The organism is Mesorhizobium sp. WSM2240 (assembly GCF_040438645.1).
Taxonomy (GTDB): Bacteria; Pseudomonadota; Alphaproteobacteria; order Rhizobiales; family Rhizobiaceae; genus Allomesorhizobium.
The window spans coordinates 707104-732948 of the sequence record NZ_CP159256.1 but is presented as its reverse complement, the minus strand read 5'-3'; the positions used below and the strand labels follow the sequence as shown (position 1 = coordinate 732948).

17 protein-coding genes and 1 pseudogene are annotated in these 25845 nt (G+C 62.3%); 11 read left to right on the top strand and 7 right to left on the bottom strand.

The window, feature by feature from the left end:
* Positions 1–58: 58 nt before the first annotated feature.
* Positions 59–1912, bottom strand: a complete 1854-nt coding sequence (gene ftsH, locus ABVK50_RS33035) for an ATP-dependent zinc metalloprotease FtsH (protein ID WP_353646510.1) — start codon at positions 1910–1912, stop codon at positions 59–61.
* A 341-nt stretch (positions 1913–2253) separates the two neighbouring features.
* Between ftsH and ABVK50_RS33030 the strand changes: the two genes are divergently transcribed.
* On the top strand, positions 2254–4068 hold the full coding sequence (locus ABVK50_RS33030) for a YfdX family protein (RefSeq protein ID WP_353646509.1): 1815 nt from the start codon (positions 2254–2256) through the stop codon (positions 4066–4068).
* 445 nt (positions 4069–4513) lie between these two features.
* Here the strand turns inward: ABVK50_RS33030 and ABVK50_RS33025 are convergent, their stop codons facing one another.
* Together ABVK50_RS33025 and ABVK50_RS33020 are read right to left on the bottom strand one after the other, a co-directional pair.
* Entirely contained in the window at positions 4514–6400 is a 1887-nt protein-coding gene (locus ABVK50_RS33025) for a KUP/HAK/KT family potassium transporter (protein ID WP_353646508.1), read from the bottom strand.
* A gap of 58 nt (positions 6401–6458) precedes the next feature.
* Complete coding sequence (locus ABVK50_RS33020) at positions 6459–7754, bottom strand: MFS transporter (protein ID WP_353646507.1); 1296 nt, start codon at positions 7752–7754, stop codon at positions 6459–6461.
* A gap of 340 nt (positions 7755–8094) precedes the next feature.
* Between ABVK50_RS33020 and ABVK50_RS33015 the strand changes: the two genes are divergently transcribed.
* The 4 genes from ABVK50_RS33015 (at position 8095) to mprF (ending at position 13798) form a co-directional block, all read left to right on the top strand.
* Positions 8095–9489, top strand: a complete 1395-nt coding sequence (locus tag ABVK50_RS33015; RefSeq protein WP_353646506.1) for a sigma-54 dependent transcriptional regulator — start codon at positions 8095–8097, stop codon at positions 9487–9489.
* A 212-nt stretch (positions 9490–9701) separates the two neighbouring features.
* The gene (locus ABVK50_RS33010; RefSeq protein ID WP_353646505.1) at positions 9702–10220 is read left to right on the top strand and encodes a hypothetical protein; all 519 of its coding nucleotides are present in this window, start codon (positions 9702–9704) and stop codon (positions 10218–10220) included.
* A 140-nt stretch (positions 10221–10360) separates the two neighbouring features.
* Entirely contained in the window at positions 10361–11113 is a 753-nt protein-coding gene (locus ABVK50_RS33005; protein ID WP_353646504.1) for a carbonic anhydrase, read from the top strand.
* A gap of 78 nt (positions 11114–11191) precedes the next feature.
* A complete protein-coding gene (mprF, locus tag ABVK50_RS33000; protein WP_353646503.1) occupies positions 11192–13798 on the top strand; it encodes a bifunctional lysylphosphatidylglycerol flippase/synthetase MprF in 2607 nt (868 codons plus the stop codon).
* A gap of 409 nt (positions 13799–14207) precedes the next feature.
* On the opposite strand, the gene ABVK50_RS32995 is transcribed toward mprF, so the two are convergent.
* A complete protein-coding gene (locus ABVK50_RS32995) occupies positions 14208–14546 on the bottom strand; it encodes a DUF2380 domain-containing protein (protein ID WP_353646919.1) in 339 nt (112 codons plus the stop codon).
* On the opposite strand from ABVK50_RS32995, the pseudogene ABVK50_RS32990 reads away from it, so the two are divergent.
* Together ABVK50_RS32990 and ABVK50_RS32985 are read left to right on the top strand one after the other, a co-directional pair.
* Positions 14538–14834, top strand: a pseudogene (locus ABVK50_RS32990) (transposase); the annotation flags it as partial. The gene ABVK50_RS32995 and the pseudogene ABVK50_RS32990 overlap by 9 nt on opposite strands.
* A 1276-nt stretch (positions 14835–16110) precedes the next feature.
* Positions 16111–16548 carry a MucR family transcriptional regulator gene (locus ABVK50_RS32985; protein WP_353646502.1) on the top strand — a complete coding sequence of 146 codons (438 nt, stop codon included), beginning with the start codon at positions 16111–16113 and terminating at the stop codon, positions 16546–16548.
* 455 nt (positions 16549–17003) lie between these two features.
* On the opposite strand, the gene ABVK50_RS32980 is transcribed toward ABVK50_RS32985, so the two are convergent.
* From ABVK50_RS32980 to ABVK50_RS32970, 3 genes are all read right to left on the bottom strand, one after another.
* Positions 17004–17348 (bottom strand): hypothetical protein, encoded by a 345-nt coding sequence (locus tag ABVK50_RS32980; RefSeq protein WP_353646501.1) that lies wholly within the window; start codon positions 17346–17348, stop codon positions 17004–17006.
* A gap of 547 nt (positions 17349–17895) precedes the next feature.
* Complete coding sequence (locus ABVK50_RS32975) at positions 17896–18075, bottom strand: hypothetical protein (protein WP_353646500.1); 180 nt, start codon at positions 18073–18075, stop codon at positions 17896–17898.
* A 90-nt stretch (positions 18076–18165) separates the two neighbouring features.
* Positions 18166–18528: a hypothetical protein gene (locus tag ABVK50_RS32970; RefSeq protein ID WP_353646499.1), complete on the bottom strand. Its 363-nt coding sequence runs from the start codon at positions 18526–18528 to the stop codon at positions 18166–18168.
* A 158-nt stretch (positions 18529–18686) separates the two neighbouring features.
* Here ABVK50_RS32970 and ABVK50_RS32965 point away from each other — a divergent pair, with 158 nt between their 5' ends.
* The 4 genes from ABVK50_RS32965 to dinB are packed head-to-tail and all read left to right on the top strand — an operon-like array spanning position 18687 to position 25390.
* Positions 18687–19442 (top strand): ImuA family protein, encoded by a 756-nt coding sequence (locus ABVK50_RS32965; protein WP_353646498.1) that lies wholly within the window; start codon positions 18687–18689, stop codon positions 19440–19442.
* Complete coding sequence (locus ABVK50_RS32960; RefSeq protein WP_353646497.1) at positions 19357–20880, top strand: DNA polymerase Y family protein; 1524 nt, start codon at positions 19357–19359, stop codon at positions 20878–20880. The genes ABVK50_RS32965 and ABVK50_RS32960 overlap by 86 nt, the downstream gene beginning before the upstream one ends.
* Positions 20880–24137 carry an error-prone DNA polymerase gene (locus ABVK50_RS32955; protein ID WP_353646917.1) on the top strand — a complete coding sequence of 1086 codons (3258 nt, stop codon included), beginning with the start codon at positions 20880–20882 and terminating at the stop codon, positions 24135–24137. Before ABVK50_RS32960 ends, ABVK50_RS32955 begins: the two co-directional genes overlap by 1 nt.
* Before the next feature lie 5 nt (positions 24138–24142).
* Entirely contained in the window at positions 24143–25390 is a 1248-nt protein-coding gene (gene dinB, locus ABVK50_RS32950; protein ID WP_353646496.1) for a DNA polymerase IV, read from the top strand.
* The last annotated feature ends 455 nt before the right edge of the window (positions 25391–25845 follow it).

Below are 25845 nucleotides of genomic sequence, written 5' to 3'. Positions count from 1 at the left end.
CCGGATGCCGCCGCCGCTCCGGAAGGGCCAACGGTAAGCTGCCGTTCGCCTGCGCCAATCATGCGGCGGCCGCCTTCGGGTCTTGGGCTACTTCGGCCGGCGGCGTCCTGCCGGCGATCGGCGGGAAATCCGCAGCGGTTATGGTTTCTTGTTCGAGCAGCAAGGCTGCGCCGCGATCGAGATCGGACCGTCGTTCGACAAGGATCGCTTCGGCCTGCTCGAACGCACGATCGACAAGCTGGCGCACGGCAAGGTCGATCTCGCGCGCGGTCGCCTCCGAATAGTCCTTCCGCTTCGCGACCTCAAGTCCTTGGCCGAGGAAGGCGGGCCGATCCTCCTCGTAGACCACCTGGCCGATGTGGTCGGCCATGCCGAACCGGGTCACCATGCGTCGGGCGATATCCGTCACCTTGCCGAGGTCGTCCGCGGCCCCGGTGGATATCTCGCCGAACACGAGGTGCTCGGCTGCGCGCCCGCCCATCAGCACCGCCATGCGGTCCTGGAGATGCCGGGTCGTCTGCAGGAAGCGGTCCTCGGTCGGCCGCTGAATCGTGTAGCCGAGCGCGCCGACGCCGCGCGGGATGATCGACACCTTGTGGACAGGGTCCATGCCGGGCAGGGTGGCAGCGACGAGTGCATGACCCATCTCGTGGAAGGCGACCATCCGGCGTTCGTGCTGGTTGAGCAGACGGCTCTTTTTCTCGAGTCCGGCCACGATGCGCTCGATGGCGCTGGTGAAATCGGATATCGATACCTCGGCTGCCCCGCGCCGGGTTGCGAGCAGGGCCGCCTCGTTGACGAGGTTGGCAAGGTCGGCGCCGGTGAAGCCGGGGGTAAGCGCGGCAATCTGGTCAAGCTTCGTGTCTTTGGCCAGGCTGCGGATCTTCTGGATATGGACCTCGAGGATCGCGCGCCGGCCGGGCCGGTCGGGCCGGTCCACCAGCACGTGGCGGTCGAAGCGGCCGGCGCGCAGGAGCGCTGGATCGAGCACCTCGGGGCGGTTGGTCGCGCCCAGGAGGACGATACCCTCCGAGGGGTCGAAGCCGTCGAGTTCGGTCAGGAGCTGGTTGAGGGTCTGCTCTTTCTCGTCAAAGCCTCCGGACATGCCCCCCGGTGCGCGGGCGCGACCGAGGGCGTCAAGCTCGTCGATGAAAATAATGCACGGCTTGGCCTTGCGTGCTTGTTCGAACAGATCGCGCACGCGCGCCGCCCCGACGCCGACGAACATCTCGACAAACTCCGAACCCGAAATCGAGAAGAACGGCACGCCCGCCTCGCCGGCCACCGCGCGTGCGAGCAGCGTCTTGCCGGTGCCGGGTGGACCTACCAGGAGAATGCCTTTCGGGACATGCGCGCCGAGCCGGCCATAAGTGGCGGGATCACGCAGGAAGGCGACGATCTCCTTGAGTTCGTCCTTCGCCTCCTCGACGCCGGCGACATCGGCGAAGCTGACCTTCGTGTCGCGCTCCACATAGACCTTGGCTTTGGATTTGCCGACCGTCATCAATCCACCGATCCCCTGCTTCTCGGCAAAGCGGCGGACGTAGAAAGCCCAAAGTGCAAAGAAGAAGACTACGGGAAGGCCCCATGAGAGAAGGTCGCCCAAGAACGAGTTTTGCACCGTGCCAGCGAACTTCACACCATGTTTCGTGAGTTCGTTGGCGATCGCCGGATCGACCCGATTGGTGGTGAAGTACTGGCGACCGTCCTGCAGCGGCTGCTTGAGTTGGCCGGCGAGTTGCTGGTCACTCACCTCGACATCGGCGATCTTACCGTCGCTCAGATACTGCTGGAATTCCGAATAGGGCATCGGTTCGACAGTCTTCCAGCTCGCATACCAGCCCTGAAACAGGAACAGCAGGCTGAGGGCGATTGCGAGGTACCAGAAATTGATCTGATGCTTCTTGTCCATGTTGCTTCTCTTGGCTCGGCGTCTGCTTGAAGGCGTCCTGCGTTTCAGTTGGCCAGCCAGTCGAGTTCACCGTCCGGCAACCTGCGTGTCGGATGTCCTGGAGCAAGTCCGATGCCATGATGCAAAGGGTTGAGACGAAAGCGTTTCGGGTACGCCTCGACTTGCGTCCGGTGGATTTGCACTTGGAGCACGGTGGATTTGAACCAACGGTACGCCGATCTTCGATCGCGGTTCGACTATGCCTTTGAGAGATCACGGTTTTTCCTTTGGCGTGTGGCTTGCTCCTTCTGCATTCGGGTCCGCATGGGATCCGTCATCAGCCGCAATCGAGGAGAAGTACAATGCAACGTAATACGCTGAAGTCAGCCGCAGCCTCTTCATCCGTTTTCGCTCTGGCTGTCCTAATGGGCACGACGGCATTGGTCGGTCCGGCAGCGGCAGCGCCCTTTCGAGAAAATACGGCCGCGGTTGCGGATTCGCCCAACCAACCGGGGGGTCAAGCCGCCGTTTCGTTAGCGGCCGCGCAAGCCTTGCGCCATATCACCTCGGCAAGGCGACACGTCGAAGACAGGAACTTCGCCGCGGCCGACCAGGAGCTCGGCAAGGCTCTTGGCCTGCTGGACCTGGTCCAATCTTCGCTTCCCTCAGTAGCTGTGAAGGATCAAATCCGGGTTGCGAGGAGGCACCTGGAATATGAGAGCACCGAGGAGGTCATGCCCGATCTTGTGCCGATCTACAGCAGTCTAGAGCGGCTGGTCAGCGACGTGGCGGTCGAGGAGGCGCGACAGCACATCGATCGGGCCAAGGCAAATCTCGAAAAGAACGATAAGAACGGCGCTATGGCCGAATTCTTGGCGGCCGGCGAGACCCTTGTCTACAAGGAGGTGGATCTTCCGCTGGGCGCCACCCGACGCCTCGTTACCGAAGCGCGGCAGGAGCTTCAGCGCAAGGATATCCTCGCAGTCGATGCCGCGCTGAAGGCAGCGGAGGACGATGTTGTCTACCTTTCCGCCGTGGCGCATGAGCCGCTGGCTCAAGCGCATCAATCGCTGTGGCAGGCCGCGCAGAAATATGCGGCCGGCGCCTTCGATGCAGCGAAGGCCGAGCTTGATACGGCGATCGGCGATCTCGATCAACTGACCCAGGACGCAGACGAAGAGACACGTAGGGCCGCACAAGCAATGCTGACGAAGGCCCGGTCCCTGAGAACAGATATCGAGGCGAACGTGGAGGACGTGCCCTCGCGGCTGGACGAGCTTTGGAAGAGGGCTAAGGCCGTTTCGGAGCGGAGCGCGGAATATATCGCAGCGGGATTGCAGCGCGCCGGCACGAAATCCGATCTGAAAGCGGATCTGATCGAGGCCAAATTGCATCTCTCCTATGCCGAGATCGCCCGGTTCACGACGCACGATGTCGATCAGGCCGCGGAGGAACTGGGATTATCGTTAAACTACATGGATCAAGCGGTTGATCGCGTGTCGAAAACTGAGGCCGCCGCAATCCTGGCGATACACAACAGTGTCGAAGATCTGGCCACAGAACCCGCTTCCGACCAGCAACAATCCCGGTTTGTCGAACTCGAGGGCGAGATCAGCCGCATGATAGAGGCACGGGCAGACACGAAGGACGACACCGTCAGTGGCGGCGTCGCCGCCTTGACGGCGGGTGACTATGACGCAGCGCTGAAGATCCTCACGCCGCTGGCCGAAGATAACAATCCGCAGGCCGCCTTCTGGCTGGGCGACATGTATGAGTACGGCCTGGGCGTGCCGAAGAAGATAGACACGGCTCTGAAGTGGTACCGCAAGTCTGCTGAAGCAGGCTGGACTGCCGCGGAATTCCAGCTGGGCGAAATCTACTTCAACGGAACTGAGACGCTGCAGGATTTCGCGAAAGCGCACAAATGGCTTGAGCAGGCTGCTCATGGCGGCAATTCCAAGGCGCAGCAGGATCTTGGACAGCTCTACGCCCATGGCTGGGGCGTCGAGAAGGATCCGATCTGGGCCTATGTTTGGTACGAAATCGCCGCCAGGGAAGGCAATTACGAGGCGCAACGTTTGCGCGACGAATTGATCAAGACCATGGGCAACGGAGATATCACCGAGGCGCAGAAGCTGACGGCGCAGATCGCTCCCGATGTGCTCGGCCAAGGCTAGCCACACCGAGGCCCCCGCGATCAAGACGAGCAGTGCGAAACCCAGCGCCAGGAGCAACGCCGGATGCAACCGGGCCGGGAATGGCGGTCTCTGCATCACGACCGAAACGCCTGCTTGTTTGCTCCAGCCATGTACTCAACGTTTCTTTCGCCCGCGCGATCGCAGACCTGCCGAGGCAGGGGCACATGAGAAAGAGGTGGCTCCAACATGCGATGCCCGAGAGCAAAATGTTTCATCGGATAGCTCCATTGCCTGTTCCACGAGACGCGGCTCGTTTGCGTCGACACCACGGCACTGCCTGAGCGCTGCTGATTGCGAGGAACAAGTCGCTATAAAAACCAAGACTATCAACCGTAGGCGCTCAGCTCCACTCGATCCCTTGCACAAGAAGCGTCGGCCCGAGAAGTGCAGAGAAAGACATGCCGCGCGGTGCGACGCTGGTTCGTCATGTCGCTTCCTTCAGGACAAGACTGCGCCCAATGATGATGGTGCGGCTCTGCGGCAAAGCGAAGCGATCAGCGTCGCGTTCGCAATTTCGGGCCAGAAACGCTGAGATGTGGGTAAGCACGTCGCGAAAGCTGCGCACGCGCTCGGTAGGAATCATTCGCTCCATTCCGACAAGGTAAATTGCATCCTCAGCGTCGATCCCCGCATCGTGCAGGACAGGCCCCAGCATGGCCGGCAGCCGGACGTCCTGCATATATCCTACGCGGAAGGAGACCTGGGTCAGTTTCCTGCCGATACGGGAGCAAGTGGTCCGCTCGGCGGACGGTACGCGGGGCCGTTGCGAGACCTCCACCGTCACGATCACCACCGACGCGAATCTCACCCCTACCAGGTCGCGGAGGAGGATGAGCGCCAAGGGCGCCATGCCCTCCGAACGGGCCAGGAAAATCGCCGTCTTGCCCACGACACGTGTCGCGGCTGGCCCGGCCACGAAAGCAGACAGCGGCATCGCATACCGCCCCTGCCGTGCGGCAAGCTGGTCGAGACCGCGGCGCCAACTCAACATGACCAATAGGACGAAAGCAGCGATACCGAGCGGGAGCCAGCCGCGATCGGCAACCTTTGAGAGGTTCGCCGCGAGCAGCCCGAGATCAATGGCCAGAAGCAATATCGCCAGGCCGCCGAGCCACCTAGGTGCCCAGTCGCTGAAGCGATCGAGCCCGGAAACAAAGAGCACCGCAGTCGCCACCATAGTGATCGATACGGCAATGCCGTAGGCCGATGCCAGGCTTGCGGAGGAACCGAAGACGACGGCCACCGAGACGGTGAGGACCATGAGAAGCGCGTTGGTCTCACCGATATAAACGTCCCGCTCGTTCCGGCGCGAAGTGTGCCGCACGCGCATGGGCGGAAGGTAGCCAAGCTGGATCGCCTGTTTCGTCAGGCTGAAGGCGCCCGTGATGATGGCCTGCGAGGCGATGATAGTGGCCAGCGTGGCCAAGATGAGCATCGGGATGCCGAAGGCTGTGGGCACAAGCGCGAAGAACGGGTTTTCGAGGGCTTGCGGCATCGTCAGCAGCAACGCCCCTTGTCCGAAATAGTTGAGCAGCAAGGCGGGCAGCACAACACAGAACCAGGCGCGCTGGATCACCGGTCTGCCTAACTGGCCGAGATCAGCATAAAGCGCCTCGGCGCCGGTGACGGCCAGGAAAACGGCGCCGAGGATTACAAGTGCCGACCGCGGCTCCGCAACGAGCAGTTGGAGACCGGGGCGCGGGTCGACCGCCGCAAGGATGCGCGGCTCGTGCGCAATGCCGAGGAGTCCCAGCAGGCCGATGGCCAGGAACCATACCAGCATCACGGGTCCAAGGAAGCGGGCGATCGACTCGGTGCCGATGCGTTGCACGAGAAAAAGCGCGACGAGGATGAAAGCTGCGATCGGCATCGCCAGCTTGCTCAGAGACGGTATGAAAACCTGCAGACCCTCGACGGCGGACAGCACCGAGATTGCCGGGGTCAGAACGCCGTCGCCGAGCAGAGTTGCTGCTCCAAGCAGACCAAGAAAAAGCATGAGCCGTCCCGTGTGGGTGTCCCGGCGTGGTTTCAGCAAGGTGACAAGGGCCAGGATGCCGCCCTCTCCATCGTGATCCGCACGAAGGAGGATCAGGACATATTTAAGCGTCACCACGATGGTCAGACACCAGAAAAGCAACGATAGAGCGCCGAGTACCTCCGCTTGGCCGGCTCCACCACCAGCTTGCGCTGCCGCGACACCCTGGCGCAATGCGTAAAGCGGGCTTGTGCCGATGTCGCCGAAGACGACCCCGAGCGCTGCTAGCTCGGCGCCGCCTCGGACGCGGGGTGATGTGAGCGGGACTTCGACCATAGCTCTACTTGTCCATCCTGCGACCGCGGAAGCACCGCGATCACGCCGATGGCTCCAGCTACCGGATCTTCAGATGGGTGGCGTCGTCAGGCGGCGACATCACTGACCGCAGGGGGTTCGAGGGCGTGATTTCGCCCTGCTTCCCGAATGCGATCCCCTTCGCCTCGACGCCAAAGCCGGACAAAAGCGCGACGCAGACGGCGACAACCCCGACGACGAGGGCGAGCGCGAAAGCATAGTCGTTGCCGAAATGCTCCGCGAGTCCGGCCTGCATGGTGGCATTGGCGGCCGCGATCAGGTTGCCAAGCTGGTAGGCCAGGCCGGGAAAGGTGCCGCGCAGTTCGTCCGGCGAAAGCTCGTTGAGATGAGCGGGAATGATTCCCCAGGCGCCCTGGACAGCGAACTGCATCAGAAATGCGCCGCATGCCAGCGGCACGGGGCCGGATGAATAGACCCATAGAGGGATGATGGGCAGGGCCAGCAGGGCCGCGATCACGATGCCGCGCCGCCGCCCGATCCGTTCGGACAGCATGCCGAAGGTTATGCCGCCCAGGATCGCGCCGATATTGTAGATGACGGCGATGGCTCCGACGGTGGTCGTCGAAAGCTTCTGCTGCACTTCCAGGAAGGTCGGATAAAGATCCTGTGTGCCATGACTGAAGAAGTTGAAGGCCGTCATCAGCAGGACTGCATAGACGAACAGGCCGGCATGCCGCTTCAGCGTTGACCAAATCTTGACGCGCTGCATCCTGTGCTGGCGCTCGACGAAGACAGGGGACTCCTCCACCTTCGAGCGGATGTAGAAGACGACAAGCGCGGGCAGGGCGCCCAGCATGAACATACCGCGCCAGCCGACCAGCGGGAAGAGCAGGAAGAAGACGAGCGAGGCGATGAGATACCCCGCCGGGTATCCGGCCTGCAGCAATCCGGAGACCAGGCCGCGCATCTTCGGCGGAATGGTTTCCATGGTGAGCGAGGCGCCGACGCCCCACTCGCCGCCCATGGCGATGCCGTAGATCGCGCGAAGAACGATCAGAGCCGTCAGCGACGGCGCAAAGCCCGACGCGAATTCGAGGGCCGAGTAAAGCAGGATGTTGACCATTAGGGTCGGTCGCCGCCCAAACCGGTCCGCGAAGTAGCCGAAGAAGAGCGCGCCTACGGGCCGCATCGCGAGCGTCAGCGTGATCGCGAGAGTGACACTCGCGATATCCGTCCCGAACTCGTCGGCGACATATTTCAGTACGAAGACGAGAATGAAGAAGTCCAAGGCGTCGAGCGTCCAGCCGAGGAAGCTGGCGACGACGGCGTTGCGCTGCTGGGATGTCAGCGAGCGCAGGTCTGACAGGGCTGACATTGTTGGCTCTCCTCGTTTCCTGACGGTTTGATGAGGAGAGCGAGCCCGAATTCCTTCCTGCTCGCCGGTCCTCCACGCAGTTACGGAGGCTCCCATTCAAGAAACAGGCCAGAAGGGCGGCCTTCGTCCGGGGCCTGCTCATCCAAAATTGAGCGTTGCAAACAACCTCTTAACTGCGCTACCGCCAACAAGAGGGTACAGGCGGCGCGTGCGGGCTATCGCCGCGCTGTGTCGGCAGATCAACCATTGTGGTGGACTTCAACCACTGCTCCATCGATATAACTCTTGACTAAGCTAACCGGCGGTGCGGCCGCCGCTCTTGAATGGAGCAACCGATCGAATGGGTGAGGAACTGCTGATCATCGAGGACGACACCATGTTCGGGATCGACCTCAAGCGGCATTTCGAGCGGGGAGGACGCACGATAAGGCTTGTTCGCAGCCTGCGCGAGGCCGAGCCCTTCGTCTATGGCACGGGCTATGAGGGGCTCGTCGTGCTTTCCGATCTGCACCTGCCGGATGGCAATGCGCTTGATCTTCTGGAGCGCGCACGCGAGGAGGGCGACAAGCGCGAATGGATTTTTCTTACCGGTCTTGGCGAGGCACCCGACGCCGAACGGGCCAAGCAGCTCGGGGCGTTCGACTTTCTGGCCAAGCCGATGGATCGCGATCGGCTCGACCGTATCGTCGGCGCTGCATTTCGCGGCGCCCGCGCCCAGCGGAGGATTGCGGACGAAACATTCCAGCAGCGAGGCCGCTATAGCCCGGCCGCCTTCATCGGCCGCAGCGAGGCGGCCGCTCGGATGCGCGATACGCTCGCTCGTCTGTGTCAAGCGCCACTGAGCGGCATTGTGATCGTGGGGGAGACCGGCACCGGCAAGGGCCTCGCGGCGCGCATCCTGCATCACAGCGGCAGGCGCGCCGGCGGACCGCTCATTGAGGTGAACTGCGCGGCGCTGCCGCGCGAGCTCCTTGAATCGGAGCTTTTCGGACACGAGGCCGGCGCTTTCACGGGAGCCAAAGGCAGCCATCGCGGCCTGATGGAGCAGGCAAGCGACGGCACGCTGTTGCTTGACGAGATCGGCGAGCTGCATCTCGATCTGCAGGCGAAGCTTCTCAAGGCGCTCGAAGACAAGGCCATCCGCCGGCTCGGCGGCGAGCGGATGATTCCCGTCGACGTGCAGATCATCGCGGCCACCAACCGCAATCTCCGTGAACTCGTGGCCGAAAAGGCGTTCAGAGAGGATCTCTATCATCGTCTCGGCGTCTTCCAACTCGAACTGCCCCCATTGCGTGCCCGCAAGGAAGATCTGGACGAGTTGATCGAGGAATTGATCCGTGAGTTCAACGCCGTCTCCGGCAAACGGGTGCGGCGCATCCCCGAATCGGCGCGCAAGCTGCTCGCCGCCTATGACTGGCCCGGCAATGTGCGTGAACTGCGCAACGTCATGGAGCGTTCCGTGCTCCTGTCTACAGGCGAGGATTTGCCGACCGAATGGCTGCAGATCAGGCCAGGCGATACCGTTGCCCCGGTGGAGTCCGGGGACTTCGTTCGACTGCCGCTGGACGGCTCCATTAACTTCGACGCCATGGAAAAGCTGATCATCGAGGCGGCCCTGCAGCAAGACCACTATAATGTGATGGCGACTGCACGGCGGCTCGGAATGACGCGCGAAACGCTGCGCTACCGCATGGCGCGGCATGGGCTGCAGAGGAGGAACGCCCCGCAGCAATAGTGATCCGGGGCTAACGGATACGGCTGAGTTCGCCACCACCACCGGTGCATATCCCCCATTTCGGATTCGCAAATGCGCCGGCATGGGATGAAAGTCCTGTTGTTTTTCAGCGCGGTAGCTGTCTGGCCCGTGTCTTGCTCGGGTTCGGGTGAGCAGTTCGTGGCGGGTGGCCGTGCGAACTGACGAAGCAGAGCAGAGAAGGAGAACAAGCCATGTCAAACGACAATGCCGTCATCGCCGTCTTCAACAGCCATGAGAGGGCGGAAGAGATCGTCAAGGACCTTCAGCGATCGGGCTTCGACATGAAGAAGCTTTCGATCGTCGGCAAGGGATATCACAGCGAGGAGCAACCCGTCGGCTTTTACACGACTGGCGAGCGCGTGAAGTTCTGGGGTGGCACGGGCGCTCTTTGGGGCGGTCTGTGGGGCCTGCTCATAAGTGCGGCTTTCTTTTGGGTGCCCGGGATCGGCCCGCTGGCGGTCGGCGGCCCGCTTGTGGCTGCTCTGGTCGGCGCTCTCGAGGGCGCGGTGGTGGTCGGAGGCCTCTCGGCCCTGGGCGCCGCGCTCTACAGCCTCGGTGTGCCGAAGGAAAGCATCATCCAATACGAGATGGCCGTTAAGGCCGACAAATTCCTCGTCATCGCGCACGGAGACGCCGCGGAAGTCGAGCGTGCCCGTAGCATCATGGAGCGGCTCAACGCTACGTCGGCGGAAGTCTTGAAGGCCGCGTAAAAAAGGCCCTCCGCGGCCAGGCCCCCACAATCCTCCCCTGTGGGGCCTGGCCGATTGCCGGTCGCGGCATTGCCGGCCGCCGGCATCGTTCCGACCGAAAATGGAAAAAACATGGGTTCGCATCAAGGAGCGAAAGCAATATGCATCGACGTAACCTGATCAAAGGGTTCATTGCATTGGGCGCATGCCCGATCTGCGCTGAGGCCGCGCGGGCGGCAAGCGTCCATTGGGGCTATGAAGGCCGCGAAGGGCCAGAGCATTGGGCCGATCTGGACCCGAATAATTTCGTTTGTTCGAGCGGCACCCGGCAGTCGCCGATCGACATCGCCGGCGCCGTTAGGGCAGATATTCCGCGCTTAGCAATCGGCTGGCACAAGAGCCGTGGTACGATCATGAACAACGGCCATACGATCCAGATCAACATGCCGGAAGGCAGCACACTGCGGCTTGGCGACCGCGTCTACGAACTGCTGCAGTTCCACTTCCATGCGCCGAGCGAGCACCATGTGGATGGCAGGACATTTCCAATGGAAGCGCATTTTGTGCACGCGGACGCTCGAACCGATGAGCTCGGCGTGCTCGGCGTGTTCCTGACACCCGGTAGGGCCAATGCAAACTTCGCCGGCCTTGCCGCCGCTTTCCCCGCGCAAACAGGGGAGGAGGTGTCGGTCGACGATGTCGATCCCAACGGACTCCTGCCGGCGTCGCCCGGCTACTGGACTTATAAGGGATCCCTAACGACACCGCCCTGCTCAGAGGGCGTCGACTGGATGGTGGCAATGGAGCCGGTCGAGGTGGATCAGGCAGATATCGAGCGCTTCACAGCACTTTATCCGATGAATGCCCGCCCGGTCCGTTCGCCCAACCGACGCTTCATCCTGGGCTTGAACTAAAGCGTCGCGCAGGCGCGGTCACGCCGCGCCTGCGCGTTGCCACAGCTTTCATCGCTTCGCATCTTCGGGAACTGTTCCATGAGCGAACGCATCAAACTGGAAAGCCCGTCAGGCCCTGACGTTCGGTTGCTCGTACGGTTCATGGAGCCCCGCGTGCTTGGGCCGATCATCGGGGCTGCAGTGGTGTTCACGGCCGCCCTGGTTGTCCATCGCATTTCGGGCGAGATACACCTGAACGACATCCGAAGAGCGGTGTCGGCGACCACATGGCCGTCCACAATTCGGGCGCTCGGCTTCACCGTCGTTAGCTTCGTGGCGATGGGGCTCTACGATGTGCTTGCGGTCCGCAAGATTGCGCCGGACCGTGTTCCCGTCCGTCTCGCCGCCTTCGCAGGCTTGGTCGGCTATGCGATATCGAACGCCATCGGCTTTCATGTTCTGGTTGGCGGCCCGGTGCGCTACCGCATCTACGCGGCCTCGGGACTTGATGCGGCCGATGTCGGACGGATCATCGGGAGTTCCGCTCTCACCTTCTCGCTGGGTCTTGCCGCGGTAGTGGGCGCTGCCCTCGTGGCCGATCCTGTAGGCTTGCCTTTCCTCGACAGGGTCTCGCCCACGGCCGACCGCGCCGTCGGCGCGGCATTGCTCCTCGGCCTTTCGACCGTCATCTTTTGGCTCTCAACAGGCGTGCGCGAGTTTTCTATCCTGGGCTGGCGATTTCCGTTCCCCGGCGGCTGGAGCGCTTCAGTGCAGATACTGGTCGGGGCGGTGGACATTGCCGCCGCCGCTGCTGCGCTTTATGTCTTGCTGCCCGCCGATGTCACGCCGGGGTTTGCCGTCTTTGCCCTGCTGTTCGTGATCGCTATTGTCGCGGGCACGGCCAGTCATTCGCCGGGAGGGCTCGGCGTTCTCGAGGCCACCATGCTTATAGGGCTCGGTGCGGGTACCCGGGCCGACGTCATCGCCGCTCTCATCGTTTTCAGGGTGATTTACTATCTGTTGCCGCTTGGGCTGGCTGGAACCGCGCTTCTGGTTTTCGAGACCTACCGTTCGCGCGACGCAGTCGCCGCCGCATCGGGCCGGACGCTCGCAATGACCCGCAAGATCATTGCTCCGCTTACCGCTTTCCTGGTCTTCCTGGGCGGCACGGTCCTGCTGCTCTCCGGCGACCTACCGGCCGAAGGCGACCGCATGAGCGTCCTGCGCGACGTTCTTCCGCTCCCGTTCGCGGAAGCCTCTCACATGCTGGCCAGCGTGACAGGCCTGCTGCTCATCGTGCTCGCACGCGGTCTTTACCGGCGCATTGCCCTCGCCAGAACCGCGGCAATCCTGCTCCTGCTATCAGGGGCGGTGTTCTCGCTGGCGAAGGGCCTCGACTGGGAAGAAGCCGGCGTCCTGGTCATCATCGCAACGGTGCTCGCCTTCTATCGGAACGTCTTTTATCGAAAGGGCGATTGGCGCTCCTTCAGGCCGACGCCGACGTGGCTGGCGCTTGTTGCGATCACGCTGATCTCACTCAACTTTGTTGGGCTTCTGGCGTACCGGCATGTCGAATTCAGCAGGACGCTTTGGTGGGATTTCGCCTGGCATGGCGATGCCCCCCGTTTCCTGCGCGCCACGCTTGCCCTTGCCATTTTTGCAGGCGTAGGCGCCGCCGACGCTTTGATAAACCGTCCGGTGCAGCGCCGCATCGGCCAAGTGCGCATTCCCGACGTGGTGCGGAAACTTCTCGAGCAATGCCCGTCGACCCAGGCCAATGTCGCGCTCCTCCGCGACAAGAGGTTTCTCATCTCTGACGACGAGCAGGCATTCCTGATGTATGGCGTTTCGGGTCGAAGCTGGATCACGATGGGCGATCCCGTCGGCGATACCGAAGCTGGACGGGAGCTTGTTTGGCGTTTTGCCGAACAGGTGGACAAGGCAGGGGCGAGGGCGGCCTTCTACGGCGTTGGACCCGATATGCTGACAACCTACCTCGATCTCGGCCTCGCGATCTTGAAGATCGGTGAGGTCGCCCGCGTCGATCTTGCCGATTTCACGCTGGACGGACCGTCCCGGCAGAACTTTCGCTATGCCGACCGCAGGGCAAGTCGCGAAGGCCTGGAGTTCGCGATCATCCCCAAACAAGACGTGCGCCCCGCACTCCCACAGATGAAAAGTGTCTCCGACGCTTGGCTTACGACCAAGGTGGGCAAGGAAAAGGGGTTCTCTCTCGGCCGTTTCGACGAGGATTATCTCTGCGAATTCGACTGCGCCGTGATGCGCAAGGAGGGCGAGATCGTCGCTTTCGCCAATGTGTGGCGTGGCGCCGGCCTTCACGAACTCTCGGTCGACCTGATGCGCTATCGCCCCGGTGTTTCGAAAGTCATGATGGACGCCCTGTTCGCCCGCTTGCTGATCTATGGCAAGGAGGCAGGGTACCGCTGGTTCAACCTCGGTGCGGCGCCGCTGGCCGGCCTTGCCGAGCACCCTCTCGCCTCGACCTGGAACCATCTTGGAACCTTCATCTACCGGCGCGGCGACGAGATCTACAATTTCGAGGGCTTGCGGGCTTTCAAGGAGAAATTCGGTCCCGTCTGGACGCCGCAATACCTTGCCTGCCCGGGCGGGCTGGCAATGCCCCACATCCTGGTGGACGTGGCCAACCTGATTTCCGGCGGTCCGATAAGGATGCTGAAACGATGAGGCCCGATTTGATTGCTTTGCGGTTTCCGAGCTCGCCTCTGTCGCGCAATCGGTCGATGCGCAACCCGACCGCAGCGAACGCTGCGAAGCCCGCGGCTGCGCCATCCGACCAGGCGACGAGCTGCAACGCCACCGCCAGGACGATCGGCAGAGCGACATAGATGTACCGCGTGGCGCGACACTTCTTCGAGCGCAAGCTCGGGTGCCAGTGCGATGAGCAGCGGCTTCTCGGCGCGATACATGCCGGGAAGCGTCTTGTCGATCATGAACGGAAACTCTTCGCTCCCGAGATAGAAGTCGTTCAGCGCTAGCGTCTTTTGGAACATGGTGTCGTTGGGCACTACGGAGAGCGTCAGCACCGCCTGGCTGCGGCTGCTGTCAGGTTTGCCTCCTCACGCAGTGGCCCGGACTATTTCGCACCCGTCTTCACCATCTCACGCCCGATATAGCGACCTGTGCGGCTCCAAGACTCGTCCGTGTCGCCGCGAAAGGTGATCCAGCGCGTGAACAAAAGCTTTGCCGTATCGGCATCCACAACCTTAACCTTCGCCCACAGGACCAGCGAACTCGTCTTCTGAACAGCGCCGAAAATCACATAGCCGTAACCCCCGCGGGCGGTCCCCAGGGCTTCGTCCCCGTTGCAGGATGCATCGTCGCAAGCGAGAGCACCGAATTCAAACCTCCCGCTGTCCTCAAGCTGTTTCGTGAGCGCGGAAACAAGTTCCTCGAGGCGACGCCGATGCCGCAGGGCGCCATGCTGCTCGCCGACAAGGGCTATGATGCAAACGCCTTGCGCAATGCCGTCACCGAGCGAAAGGCATGGGCCAACATCCCGCCTAAGGCCAACCGCAAGGATCCGATCTGCTTCAGCCCCTTCCTCTACAAGGCGCGCAACCTCGTCGAGCGCTTCTTCAACAAGGCCAAGCAGTTCCGTCGCATAGCAACTCGATACGACAAGCTGGCTGAGAACTACCTTGCCGCCCTCAAACTCGTCGCAATCCGCATCTGGCTACGCGGTAATGAGTCTACGGCCTAGTGTCGTTTGCTCGGGGCTTGAGAGGCTTCGGTCAGTTGCCTGTATGGGCACATGGTTCCTTGTTCAGGGCGCGCCTAGCAACAAACGCTCGATACGGTCGTCTCCGCTCTTTGAGCCCGTAATGCTCCCCTCACCAAACTTCGTGGCCCTCGCGAGCGCCCTCACCAGCAATGCCGCTGCGGGGCGGCACGGCGAAGATCTCTCCTTCATGGAAATCGCGATAAAACCGCTCCAGAAATCAGAAAGGGATCGGGTCGATCGAGTGAGTTGAAGCGAAATCCACTTCGAACACACTGTGCCCAGTGCTCCTCCCCCCGTATGCCTTCGCTGGCTCTGCCTTTAGGGAAACGTTAAGCATGTCACAGCATCTTATTCCGAGCGGCAAGTTTGATCCGCCGCCCGGAAATGTAACTGGAGTACCGGGCTTAGTATTGGCCTAGCTAGGAGAGCCCGGCAGGAACCCCGCCCTCTTGCCGGGCTTTCTCGTAACTGGTTGGCTCGACTCACGAAAGGAAATACCACAAGGCTAGCCCCGCCAGCACACCGACAGCGTGTCCATTGGCGAAGCGCTTTGTGGCACCACGACAAGGATCGCAAGATGATAGTGATGTCAGAATTGGCAGCAAAGCCCATTCCGGCAGCTCACTACTGTCCCACCGCCATCAAATAGGCGACGAACGCCGAAGTCGACATGCCGCATAACGGGTATGAAGAAAGCCCGCCGCGATATCGGGGGCATCAGCGGCGGGCTTCTTCCCAAGGACGCGGCGAAGGAGGGGACATTGGAAGTGGCCACAATAGCCAGTCGGCCGCGTAGGCTCCATCCGCAAAAAGGCCCACTGCTACGGGCGCGTATTAGCAATTTGAACTGCTTGCCGTTCCAGCTCCGTCCCAAGATTGAGATGAGGGGGCTAATCGGGCGGGGACCAGTTCATGTGGATTCAGCTTACCGACTGCCATTGGCAGGCAGTCTCCTTGAACCCAACGTCAGTTGATTATGAGCCTAGCCGCTTAAGAGGCTCAAGGTTTCAGCGGGCCGTCGATGAGCGCATTTCGGGTCGTGACACCAGACCGTTGCGGTCGTGCCGTCGCTCAGCCAGTCCTTCGGATTGGTGTAATGCAGCTCGTCCCGTCGCCCTTGATCTCCTTAAGTACGAATTTGGCAACGCATGCCTACGGTGGTGGTCAAAGCTGGCGAGGGAAAATTTCTTCGGATAAAGTCGGACCCACATTTAGGCTGGGGTGCAGCCCAAAAAGCAGCCTCAGATGATGATTGATGGCCGTTACCCGCCGGGCGCCCGTAGAACTTACAACTGACATCGTTTCGGCTTATGTATCGAACAATCCTGTTCCGGCCGCGGCGCTCCCCGATCTCATTGCTATTGTAGCGACGTCACTTGCCGATCTCATCAGTGCGGAAACTCCCGACGAGGTTGAAAAGCAGAAGCCCGCTGTGCCGATCAAGAAGTCGGTGACGCCTGATTACATCATCTCGTTAGAGGACGGCCGGAAGTTCAAATCACTCAAGCGCCACCTAATGGCCAACTATGGCATGACGCCCGACGAATACCGCGCGAAATGGAATTTGCCGAGCGACTATCCGATGGTGGCGCCGAATTACGCAACTGCCCGATCCACCCTGGCCAAGAAATTGGGCTTGGGGCGAAGGACGGGCAAAAGGCCGAAGAGCCGCGGCCGCAAAGAATCTGAATAGGACAATGAGCCGCCACCCAACGATGTGTGGACGCTTCACTCGTTACCTGCCCTGGTCCGAAGTCGTGCTTCGTCACGGATACGGGCACCGCACTGTGCAGTTTTCGCGACGATCGGAAAGGGTCGAGAGGAGCGCTTGCACGAATAGGCACCTGAGGATCCGCTATCATACTGACCCCTCATTCGGAACGACGTAATACGCGTTCAAATCACTTGCAGTATGATTTTGTGTCTCGGCGTGATTTCGCCCTTTCCCGCAAATGACCCCTATCAGGTGGACAAGCCGACAACCTTCTTGCGGTAGAGGTAGCTCTATCGGCGGCCCCTTCCAAAAGGGCCCTCGATCCGGGCCGTTGCTGTCGTCTATAGCAGAAAATGGCCCGCGCGCTGGTAAGGCACCTGGGACCACGGCTGCAAGCGCGCCCTGCTTGGCAGGGCCCGGCTTCCTCCGGTCACTTAGGCTTGGTCGTTGTCGGCCTTTCCGTCGAACTCGGCCTGATAGCTGAGCTCAAGCTTGGCGAGGAATGGAAGCGAGAAGGCGACGGAGATCTTCAGCTGGCCCTTGTGGGACAGTTTGGCGATTTGCCGGTTGATGTACAAAGGCGGCGGCCGGTCTTCTGGCAGAAGGTTACGAGCGTTTTCATGAGGTAGATCCTCCAAAGTGGTTGTGTGCAGTCGCGAAGCTCGAATATGGCTGGAAATGCCAAGTGCACCGCACAGCGGTCGCAACGCAGCGATGCGGAGAGGAGAACCCTTTAGGGTTGCGCGCCCGGGCAGGGGCTGCCGTATCGTGCGCAGCATGGATTGCGTACTGCCACTTTGGATTTGCCGGAAAACGCGGCCTTCGTAGCCCGGCCGCCTTTCAGTTCCTGGCCCGTTCGATGCGGGCCTGGAGCGGCCCGGCTGTGAAAAGCGGGGAAAAGGCGCTATATTCGGTTCCGGAGTAGGGACGAGCCTTTCGGCTCGCCCCCTTTTCCGAGAGCCAGAATTGGACTCGGATACTCGCTAGCCAGGTGGTCCGAGTCCTGTCACGTCTAGGGTGATGCTAAGTGGTAGGAACCATATGCAATCACCTCCGGTTCGAGAGCGAGGCCGTCGCCTCGGTCGGTACGATATTTGAAAAGCGGCATTGTCCGTTCGTTGCTGAGTACGGCCCGCTCGGTCTGGAACGTGCAGCCGTCCCAATCCTCCCACGCCTCCCAGCCTTGCGCGTCCGTAGCAGACGCGCACCTTGACCGTGTTGGCGGGCAGTTCCCCGATAATCGAGACGGTGAAGCTCCGCCAAGCTGCGACGGCGTGTCGTATACGGTGACATGGCGGCGGACAGGGCGCCCGAAAGGCGTCGCACTCATGCGGCACCTTCGGCGCTGATCGCCTTCATCACCCGTTTGGCGGCCCATCTCCCGGCCTCGTTCAAGTGTCGCTGCCACGCGCCTTGCGAGGGCGACCAGCGGAAGCCATTGGCCTTGAGCGCCCGCCGCGTCGCCTCGTCGAGCTTGCCGGGAAAAATCATCTGAATGCGCGCCATGTCCGCATTTCTCCTTGATCTCGACGGCTCCGGCCTGTGTCTCGACCTCTTGGCTTTGCGTTCCGTGCTGATGCATCCGAGTCAGGGATTTCAGCCGTCCTTGTAGGCGGCGGATTCTGCACGGTTGCCCGCCGTGTCGAATCCGCGTTTCCATTGCCAGGCGGCCAGCACGACGCTGCGCGCCGCCACATCTACCGAAAGGCCAGTCCGGGGGACGATCGCCGCAACCATGTCTGCGTCGTCGGCGCCGTCCTTCTCCATGGGCCGGATAATGGAGTTCGCGGCCTTCATCTTGTCGATCGACAAGGCCAGGTCCTCAATCTTCGCCATGGTCCGTTGCAACGCTGAAGGATCGCCCGAGCGGATCGGCTCGTCGCCGTGGGGAAAGGCTTTCCGCTTCACCCCTTTCTTAGGTTCGCCGGACGCGGCGAAAGGCCGGTTCAGCATCAGCACCCGATGTCGCCAGGAGGGTTCCGACCCTACCCCGCTTGAATACAGCCGTCCCCTCCCGTTGGGCGCTGGGTAAGGTTGCAATGTTGCACCGTATTGACTCCTGCTTCCGTCATGAACAAAAAGGGAACATTAGGGCAAGCTGATGAGTTTCCATTGCGATGCGATCTGCCGCGAACATGTCTGTCGAGCAGCTCCAGGAGCGGATTAGCGTCCTGGGGGGCGGGAAGGGCCGAAGCCGCGCGGTGCTTGCCTTCGGAGTGCCGGAACTCGACAGCCGCCTTCCGCAAGGCGGACTGGCGCTCGGGGCTCTGCATGAGGTCGCAGGTGGTGGAAATGACGCTGTTGATGGCGCGGCCGCGGCACTCTTCGCAGCGGGAATTGCCGCGCGCGCGACGGGCAAGGTGCTGTGGTGTGTTACCCGACCCGACCTGTTCGCGCCGGCGATCGAACAGGCCGGCCTTGCCCCGGGAAGGGTAATCTATGTTGAAGCCGGCGACGAAAAAGCTGTTCTCGCCTGTTTCGAAGAGGGGCTTCGTGGGGGTTTTGGCGCTGTCGTTGCCGAGATTGCCCGGCTTTCAATGACGGCCTCACGGCGGCTTCAGCTTGCGGCCGAAAGCTCGGGCGCCATCGGCATCGCCATTCGCCGCTGGCGACGTCAGACGGAGGCAACCGATTTCGGCCAGCCAACCGCCTCCGAGACACGCTGGCGCGTCTCGGTCCTGCCGTCGACGCCCTTGCCGGTGCAGGGCGTCGGACGGGCCCGCTGGCATGTCGAGCTGATCCGATGCCGAGCCGGAGAGAGCGCTGATTTCACAGTGGAGGCATGTGATGCCAAGGGTCGTATCGCTCTTCCTTCCGATGTGGCCGACAGACCGCTTCAGAAGGAAATCGGGCGACGCCGCGCCTCGGCCTGAGACGCCGCTCGTCCTAATCGGCCGTAACGGTCGTCGCCGCGTCGTACTCGCCGCCGACGCGGCAGCGAACGCGGCCGGCTTGCGTATTGGTATGCCGGCGAGCAAGGCGCAGGCGATTGTTCCGGGCCTGATCGTGCATGATGCGGAGCCTGAGGCGGATGTCGACTCGCTCGGACGGTTGGCGCTGTGGGCACGTCGCCGCTATGCGCCGGTCGTAGCCACGGATCCACCGAATGGCATCGTGATCGACACGACCGGCGCCGATCATCTGCATGGCGGCGAGAGGGCAATGCTAACGGAAATAGTGCAGCGGCTTGCAGCATCCCGCATTATGGCTCGGGCGGCGGTCGCCGACAGCTGGGGAGCTGCCCATGCGCTGGCGCGCTTCGGCGGGGGGACGACCATGGTCGTTTCATCCGGCGAGACTGCGCAGGCAATCCTGCCTTTGCCGATCGCGGCGCTTCGCCTGCCCGCAGCAACGCTAGAGGGCCTGAGGCGGCTCGGATTCGAGGCAATCGCCGACCTCGCCGGCACGCCGCGCGCAGCGCTCGCCTTGCGTTTCGGGCCGGAGCCCGGCCGCCGCCTCGACCAGGCATTTGGGCGCGTGAGAGAGCCCATCGAGCCGATCCAGCCGGACGAGATCATCGATGTGCGTCGCAGTTTTGCAGAACCGATCGGCGCGCCGGAGACGATCGCCCGCTACGCGGGCAAGCTGGTGGCCGAACTTTGCACCGAACTTGAGACGCGAGGGCAGGGCGCGCGACGGCTGGATCTTCTTTGCTTCCGTGTCGACAACCGCCTCGAGGCGGTCCGTGTCGGCACAGCAATGCCGGTGCGCGATGTAAAGCGCCTGACCCGTCTACTCACCGATAGAATCGAGACCATCGATCCCGGTTTTGGCATCGAGCTGATGCGGCTTGCCGCGACCGTCGCCGAGCCGCTACGGGCGAAACAGACAATTTCCTCGCTTGCCGAGGCGCCGGAACCTGACGTCTCGGATGTGATCGACATCCTCGCCAACCGTGTCGGCGAGGACCGGCTCTATCGCTTCGCCCCGGTGCAGAGCGACGTTCCCGAACGCTCGGTTCAACGCATTGCGCCGATGGCGCCGGATACCGGCGAGGGCTGGCCCGGCCATTGGCCTCGACCGTCGCGGCTGCTGCCGCGGCCCGAGCCGATCGAGACGGTCGCGCTTCTCCCCGACCATCCGCCCGTGACTTTCACCTGGCGTGGCGTTCGGCGCCGCGTGAAACGGGCTGACGGACCGGAACGCGTTTTCGGGGAATGGTGGAAGCGCGACGCCGAACTCGCGGCGGTGAGGGATTACTTCCAGGTCGAGGACGAGAACGGCGAGCGTTACTGGGTCTACCGCGCCGGCGATGGTGAAGATGCGGCGACCGGTTCGCATCAATGGTTCATGCACGGAATCTTCGGATGATGGCCGAAACCCGATATGCCGAGTTGCAGGTAACCTCGCATTTCTCGTTCCTGCGTGGAGCATCGTCATGCGAGGAACTGTTTGCGCAAGCGGCGCTGCTCGGCATTGAAGCGCTGGCTGTCGTCGATCGCAATACACTTGCCGGCATCGTGCGCGCCCATGAGGCGGCCAAGACGACCGGCGTCCGGCTGATCGTCGGCTGCCGTCTTGATCTCGCCGACGGCATGTCGATCCTGGTCTATCCGAGCGACCGTCCGGCCTATTCGCGTCTCTGCCGGCTGCTGTCGCTCGGCAAGGGCAGGGCCGGCAAGGCGAAATGCCATCTCGAATGGGATGATGTCGTCGCCTATGGCGAGGGACTGATCGCGGTCCTCGTGCCGGACCAAGCCGACGATCTTTGCGCCGTTCGTCTGCGGCGGCTGCGCGACGCCTTCGCCGATCGAGCCTATATGGCGCTCACCTTGCGCCGACGCCCCAATGACCAGCTCCGGCCTTACGAGCTGGCAAACCTGGGGGCCAAGATGCGTGTGCCCAGCGTCGTCACCAATGATGTGCTGTTCCACGAGCCGGCGCACCGCATGATGCAGGATGTCGTCACCTGCATTCGTCATAACGTCACCATCGACGACGCCGGCTTCCGGCGCGAACGGCATGCGGATCGCTATCTCAAGCCAGCCGCGGAAATGGAGCGGCTGTTCAGCCGCTATCCCTATGCCCTTGCGCGAACCATCGAAATCGCCGACCGCTGCCGGTTTTCGCTCGACGAACTGGCCTATCAATATCCCGAGGAAAAGACGATGCCGGGTCTCACAGCGCAGCAGGCGCTGGAAAAGCTCACCTGGGAAGGCGCTGCCCGCCGCTATCCCGAGGGCGTGCCCGACAAGGTGGTCAAAATCCTGAAACACGAGCTGCGGCTGATCGAGACGCTCGAATACGCGCCATACTTCTTGACGGTCAATTCGATCGTTCGTTTTGCCCGCAGCCAGGACATTCTTTGCCAGGGCCGCGGCTCGGCCGCCAATTCAGCTGTCTGTTATGTGCTGGGCATTACCTCGATTGATCCCGAACGCAACAACCTTCTGTTTGAGAGGTTCATTTCTCAAGAGCGGCGCGAGCCGCCGGACATCGACGTCGATTTCGAACACGAACGGCGCGAGATCGTCATGCAGTGGGTCTATGAAACCTACGGCCGCGACCATGCTGCGCTGTGTTCCACAGTCATTCGGTATCGCACCAAAGGCGCGGTTCGTGATGTCGGCAAGGCGCTCGGCCTACCCGAGGACATGACAAGACTTCTGTCCTCGCAAGTCTGGGGCCATGGCGAGGCGGTCGATGAGCAGCGCGCCCGCGAGCTCAACCTCAATCTCGGCGACCGGCGGCTGCGCCTGACCCTTGAGCTGGCGGCGCAACTTGCCGGCACACCGCGGCATCTCTCTCAGCATCCGGGCGGCTTTGTGCTGACTCACGATCGCCTCGACGATCTCGTGCCGATCGAGCCGGCGGCGATGAAGGATCGCCAGGTCGTGGAATGGGATAAGGACGATATCGACGCTCTCAAATTCATGAAGGTGGATGTCCTGGCCCTGGGCATGCTCACCTGCATGAAACGGTCATTCGATCTCCTGTCCGAGCACAAGGGCATCGCTCTCGACCTGGCGACGATCCCGGCCGAGGATCCGCGCACCTACGCGATGATCAGGAAGGCCGACACGCTCGGCGTCTTCCAGATCGAATCCCGTGCGCAGATGTCGATGCTGCCGCGTATCAAGCCGCGAACTTTCTACGACCTGGTCATCGAGGTCGCGATCGTCCGGCCGGGCCCTATTCAGGGCGACATGGTCCATCCCTATCTTCGCCGGCGCGACGGAAAGGAGGAGGTGACGTTTCCGACACCCGAGCTCGAGCGCGTGCTCGGCAAGACGCTCGGCGTGCCGCTGTTTCAAGAGCAGGCGATGCAGGTTTCCATGGTTTGCGCCGGTTTTTCCGCGGGCGAAGCCGATCAGCTGCGGCGCGCCATGGCCACCTTCAAGCATACCGGCGGTGTCTCAAAGTTCCGCGACAAGCTGATCAACGGCATGATCGCCAACGGCTACACCCCGGAGTTTGCCGAAAAGACCTTCTCCCAACTCGAAGGGTTCGGCAGCTACGGCTTCCCCGAAAGCCATGCCGCCTCCTTCGCCCTGATCGCTTACGCCTCGTCCTGGATAAAATGCTGGCACCCGGACGTCTTCTGCGCGGCGCTGTTGAATTCGCAGCCGATGGGCTTTTATCTGCCGGCCCAGATCGTGCGTGATGCACGCGATCATGGCGTCGAGGTGCGCCCGGCCTGCATCAATGCCAGTCGCTGGGATTGCACGTTGGAGCCCACCGATGCTGAAGATCGTTTCGCTGTCCGGATCGGCCTGCGTATGGTGAAAGGTCTCGCCAATGATGACGCGGCCGCGATCGTCGCAGCGCGGGCCGACGAGCCCTTCACCTCGGTCGACGATCTCTGGCGCCGCGCCGGTGTGCCGGCGGCTTCGCTTGTCCAGCTTGCCGAGGCCGATTCCTTTTTGCCGGATCTGAACCTTGCCCGCCGCGATGCGCTCTGGGCGATCAAGGCGCTGCGCGACGAACCACTGCCCCTGTTTGCGGCCGCTGCTTCCCGTGAAGAGAAGACCGTCGCGGAGATCACAGAGCCTGTCATCACTCTCAGGCCGATGACGGCCGGCCGCGAGGTCGTCGAGGATTATGGCCATGTCGGGCTGACCTTGCGCAGCCATCCGGTGTCGTTTCTGCGGGCCGATCTTCACCGGCGCCGCATCGTGACCTGCCAGGAGGCCATGCAGGCGCGAGACAAACGATGGCTTGAGGCCGCCGGCCTGGTGCTGGTCCGGCAACGGCCGGGCTCGGCCAAAGGCGTCATGTTCCTGACCATGGAGGATGAGACGGGCGCCGCAAACGTTGTCATCTGGGTCAAGGTATTCGAGAAATTCCGGCGGGTGCTTCTTTCGTCCGCCATGCTCGGCGTGCGCGGCCGCGTCCAGCGGGAAGGGGAGGTGGTGCATCTCGTCGCGCATCAGCTGACCGACCTTTCGGCCGAGCTGGCGAGCGTCGGGAATCGCGAGACGCCGTTTCCTTTGCCACATGGGCGCGGCGATGAGACGCGTCATGGCGGATCGGGGATCGACCCCCGCGGCATGCCGAAAGCGCGCGATATCGTCGATCCCTACGAGCACATCGACCGCATCAAGGTCAAGACGCGGGATTTCCGGTAGCAGGGATGGATACCACTGCCACAATTCTCCACGCGGATCTCGACGCATTCTACGCGTCGGTAGAGCAACTGCTTAACCCGTCGCTGCGCGGCAAGCCGATCGCCGTCGGCGGCGGTGTCGTGCTTGCGGCGTCCTACGAGGCAAAGGCCTTCGGCGTTCGCGGCGGCATGCCGGGACGGCGGGCGCGCGAGCTCTGTCCCCACCTGATTTTCGTCGGCGGCAACTTCAAGGATTATCAGCGGCTCGGCGACGCCGCTATCCGGGTGCTTGGCGATTTTACCCCCTTGGTTGAACGTATTTCGATCGACGAGGCCTTCGCCGATGTCGCAGGCTGCACGCATCTGTTCGGCTCGCCAGCCGAGATCGCGACTGCCGTCCGCTGGCGGGTGCAGGAGGAACTCGGTCTTCCAATCTCCGTCGGCGTCGCCCGCACCAAGCATCTGGCGAAAATCGCATCCCAGGTCGCCAAACCGGACGGCTTGGTCGTGGTCGATCCCGAACGCGAGCTCGAATTCCTCCACGATCTGCCTGTCCAACTGATGTGGGGCGTCGGCCCGGTGACCAAAGCGAAACTGACCGAAGAGGGCATTCTCACCATCGGCCAGTTGGCAAACACATCGGGACGCTCGCTCGAGCGGCTTATTGGCCCGGCCGCCGGCGAGAAGCTCACGGCCCTTGCCTGGAATCGAGACCCCCGCCAACTCCGAACCCACAATCGTGCGCGCTCCGCCGGCGCACAGTTGGCACTGGGAAGAAAACCGGCTGTCGAACGTGTCATCAAACCAACGCTGCTGCACCTTGCCGATAGAGTCGGCACACGCCTGCGCGCAAAGTCGCTTGCCGGCAGCACGATCACAGTGCGCGTGCGGTTCGCCGACCTGCGCGCCGTCACGCGATCCGTGACGCTCGATGTGCCGATTTCGGCCACGGTGATGCTGGCTGAGATCGGCGAGGAGCTGGTTCGCGCCGCGCTTACCGATCACCCGGAGGAGCGAACGATCACGCTGCTAGCGATCTCGGTCTCACATCTCAGGTCGGAGCCCGAAATCCAGCTCGATCTCCCGCTCGGCCTTCCGGATGAACGGCGCAGACCTGGCGCCGGCGGAGGCATCGCCCGCTGGACCGCCGATCGCGCTGTCGACGCCATTCGCGAGCGTTTCGGATGGGCGGCCGTGGGCTACGGCTCCGCTGCTTTGGAGATCACCCGGTCGGTTCCCGACGTGTTCAGGGAGCTTGTTGAGAAGGATTTATGACCGTGATCCGTCTCCGACCGGCGACCACATTTCACATCGTCACCTACCGGAATAGAAGGTTTCCCGCTGGCGAGGGAGAGGACGACCGCGCCAGGAAGTGCGTTTCTAAAGCTGGCGCAGTCTTTCGGAGCAAGCGCCTACGCTGCCTCACGCGACTACCTTTTGCACGTTGAACCTCTACGCGAACACTCCTGCCGCGGAATCGTAAAAATGATCTAGCGCGCAACGTTTGGCGGTCCTGCATGCCGAAGCACTCTTGGCGATCCGTCACGCCGTTCGTATAGCCTGCCATCACATCGCGAGCGATCATCTCGCCGTCCTTTGGGTCAAGTCTCTCGGTTGAGAAGTGTAAGGCCTCCCGCACGACCGCACCAAGGAATGACAGTTCCACGGGCGTGCAAACGCCGGCAGAAGGCGTGCAAACGCTCTTTGTCCATGTAAAATCCTCCCGCCGC

Coding starts and splice junctions, on each gene's coding strand:
- ftsH (WP_353646510.1), bottom strand. CDS start 1,912: ATGGACAAGAAGCATCAGATCAATTTCTGGTACCTCGCAATCGCCCTC.
- ABVK50_RS33030 (WP_353646509.1), top strand. CDS start 2,254: ATGCAACGTAATACGCTGAAGTCAGCCGCAGCCTCTTCATCCGTTTTC.
- ABVK50_RS33025 (WP_353646508.1), bottom strand. CDS start 6,400: ATGGTCGAAGTCCCGCTCACATCACCCCGCGTCCGAGGCGGCGCCGAG.
- ABVK50_RS33020 (WP_353646507.1), bottom strand. CDS start 7,754: ATGTCAGCCCTGTCAGACCTGCGCTCGCTGACATCCCAGCAGCGCAAC.
- ABVK50_RS33015 (WP_353646506.1), top strand. CDS start 8,095: ATGGGTGAGGAACTGCTGATCATCGAGGACGACACCATGTTCGGGATC.
- ABVK50_RS33010 (WP_353646505.1), top strand. CDS start 9,702: ATGTCAAACGACAATGCCGTCATCGCCGTCTTCAACAGCCATGAGAGG.
- ABVK50_RS33005 (WP_353646504.1), top strand. CDS start 10,361: ATGCATCGACGTAACCTGATCAAAGGGTTCATTGCATTGGGCGCATGC.
- mprF (WP_353646503.1), top strand. CDS start 11,192: ATGAGCGAACGCATCAAACTGGAAAGCCCGTCAGGCCCTGACGTTCGG.
- ABVK50_RS32985 (WP_353646502.1), top strand. CDS start 16,111: ATGGCCGTTACCCGCCGGGCGCCCGTAGAACTTACAACTGACATCGTT.
- ABVK50_RS32980 (WP_353646501.1), bottom strand. CDS start 17,348: ATGCTGCGCACGATACGGCAGCCCCTGCCCGGGCGCGCAACCCTAAAG.
- ABVK50_RS32975 (WP_353646500.1), bottom strand. CDS start 18,075: ATGGCGCGCATTCAGATGATTTTTCCCGGCAAGCTCGACGAGGCGACG.
- ABVK50_RS32965 (WP_353646498.1), top strand. CDS start 18,687: ATGCGATCTGCCGCGAACATGTCTGTCGAGCAGCTCCAGGAGCGGATT.
- ABVK50_RS32960 (WP_353646497.1), top strand. CDS start 19,357: ATGCCAAGGGTCGTATCGCTCTTCCTTCCGATGTGGCCGACAGACCGC.
- ABVK50_RS32955 (WP_353646917.1), top strand. CDS start 20,880: ATGGCCGAAACCCGATATGCCGAGTTGCAGGTAACCTCGCATTTCTCG.
- dinB (WP_353646496.1), top strand. CDS start 24,143: ATGGATACCACTGCCACAATTCTCCACGCGGATCTCGACGCATTCTAC.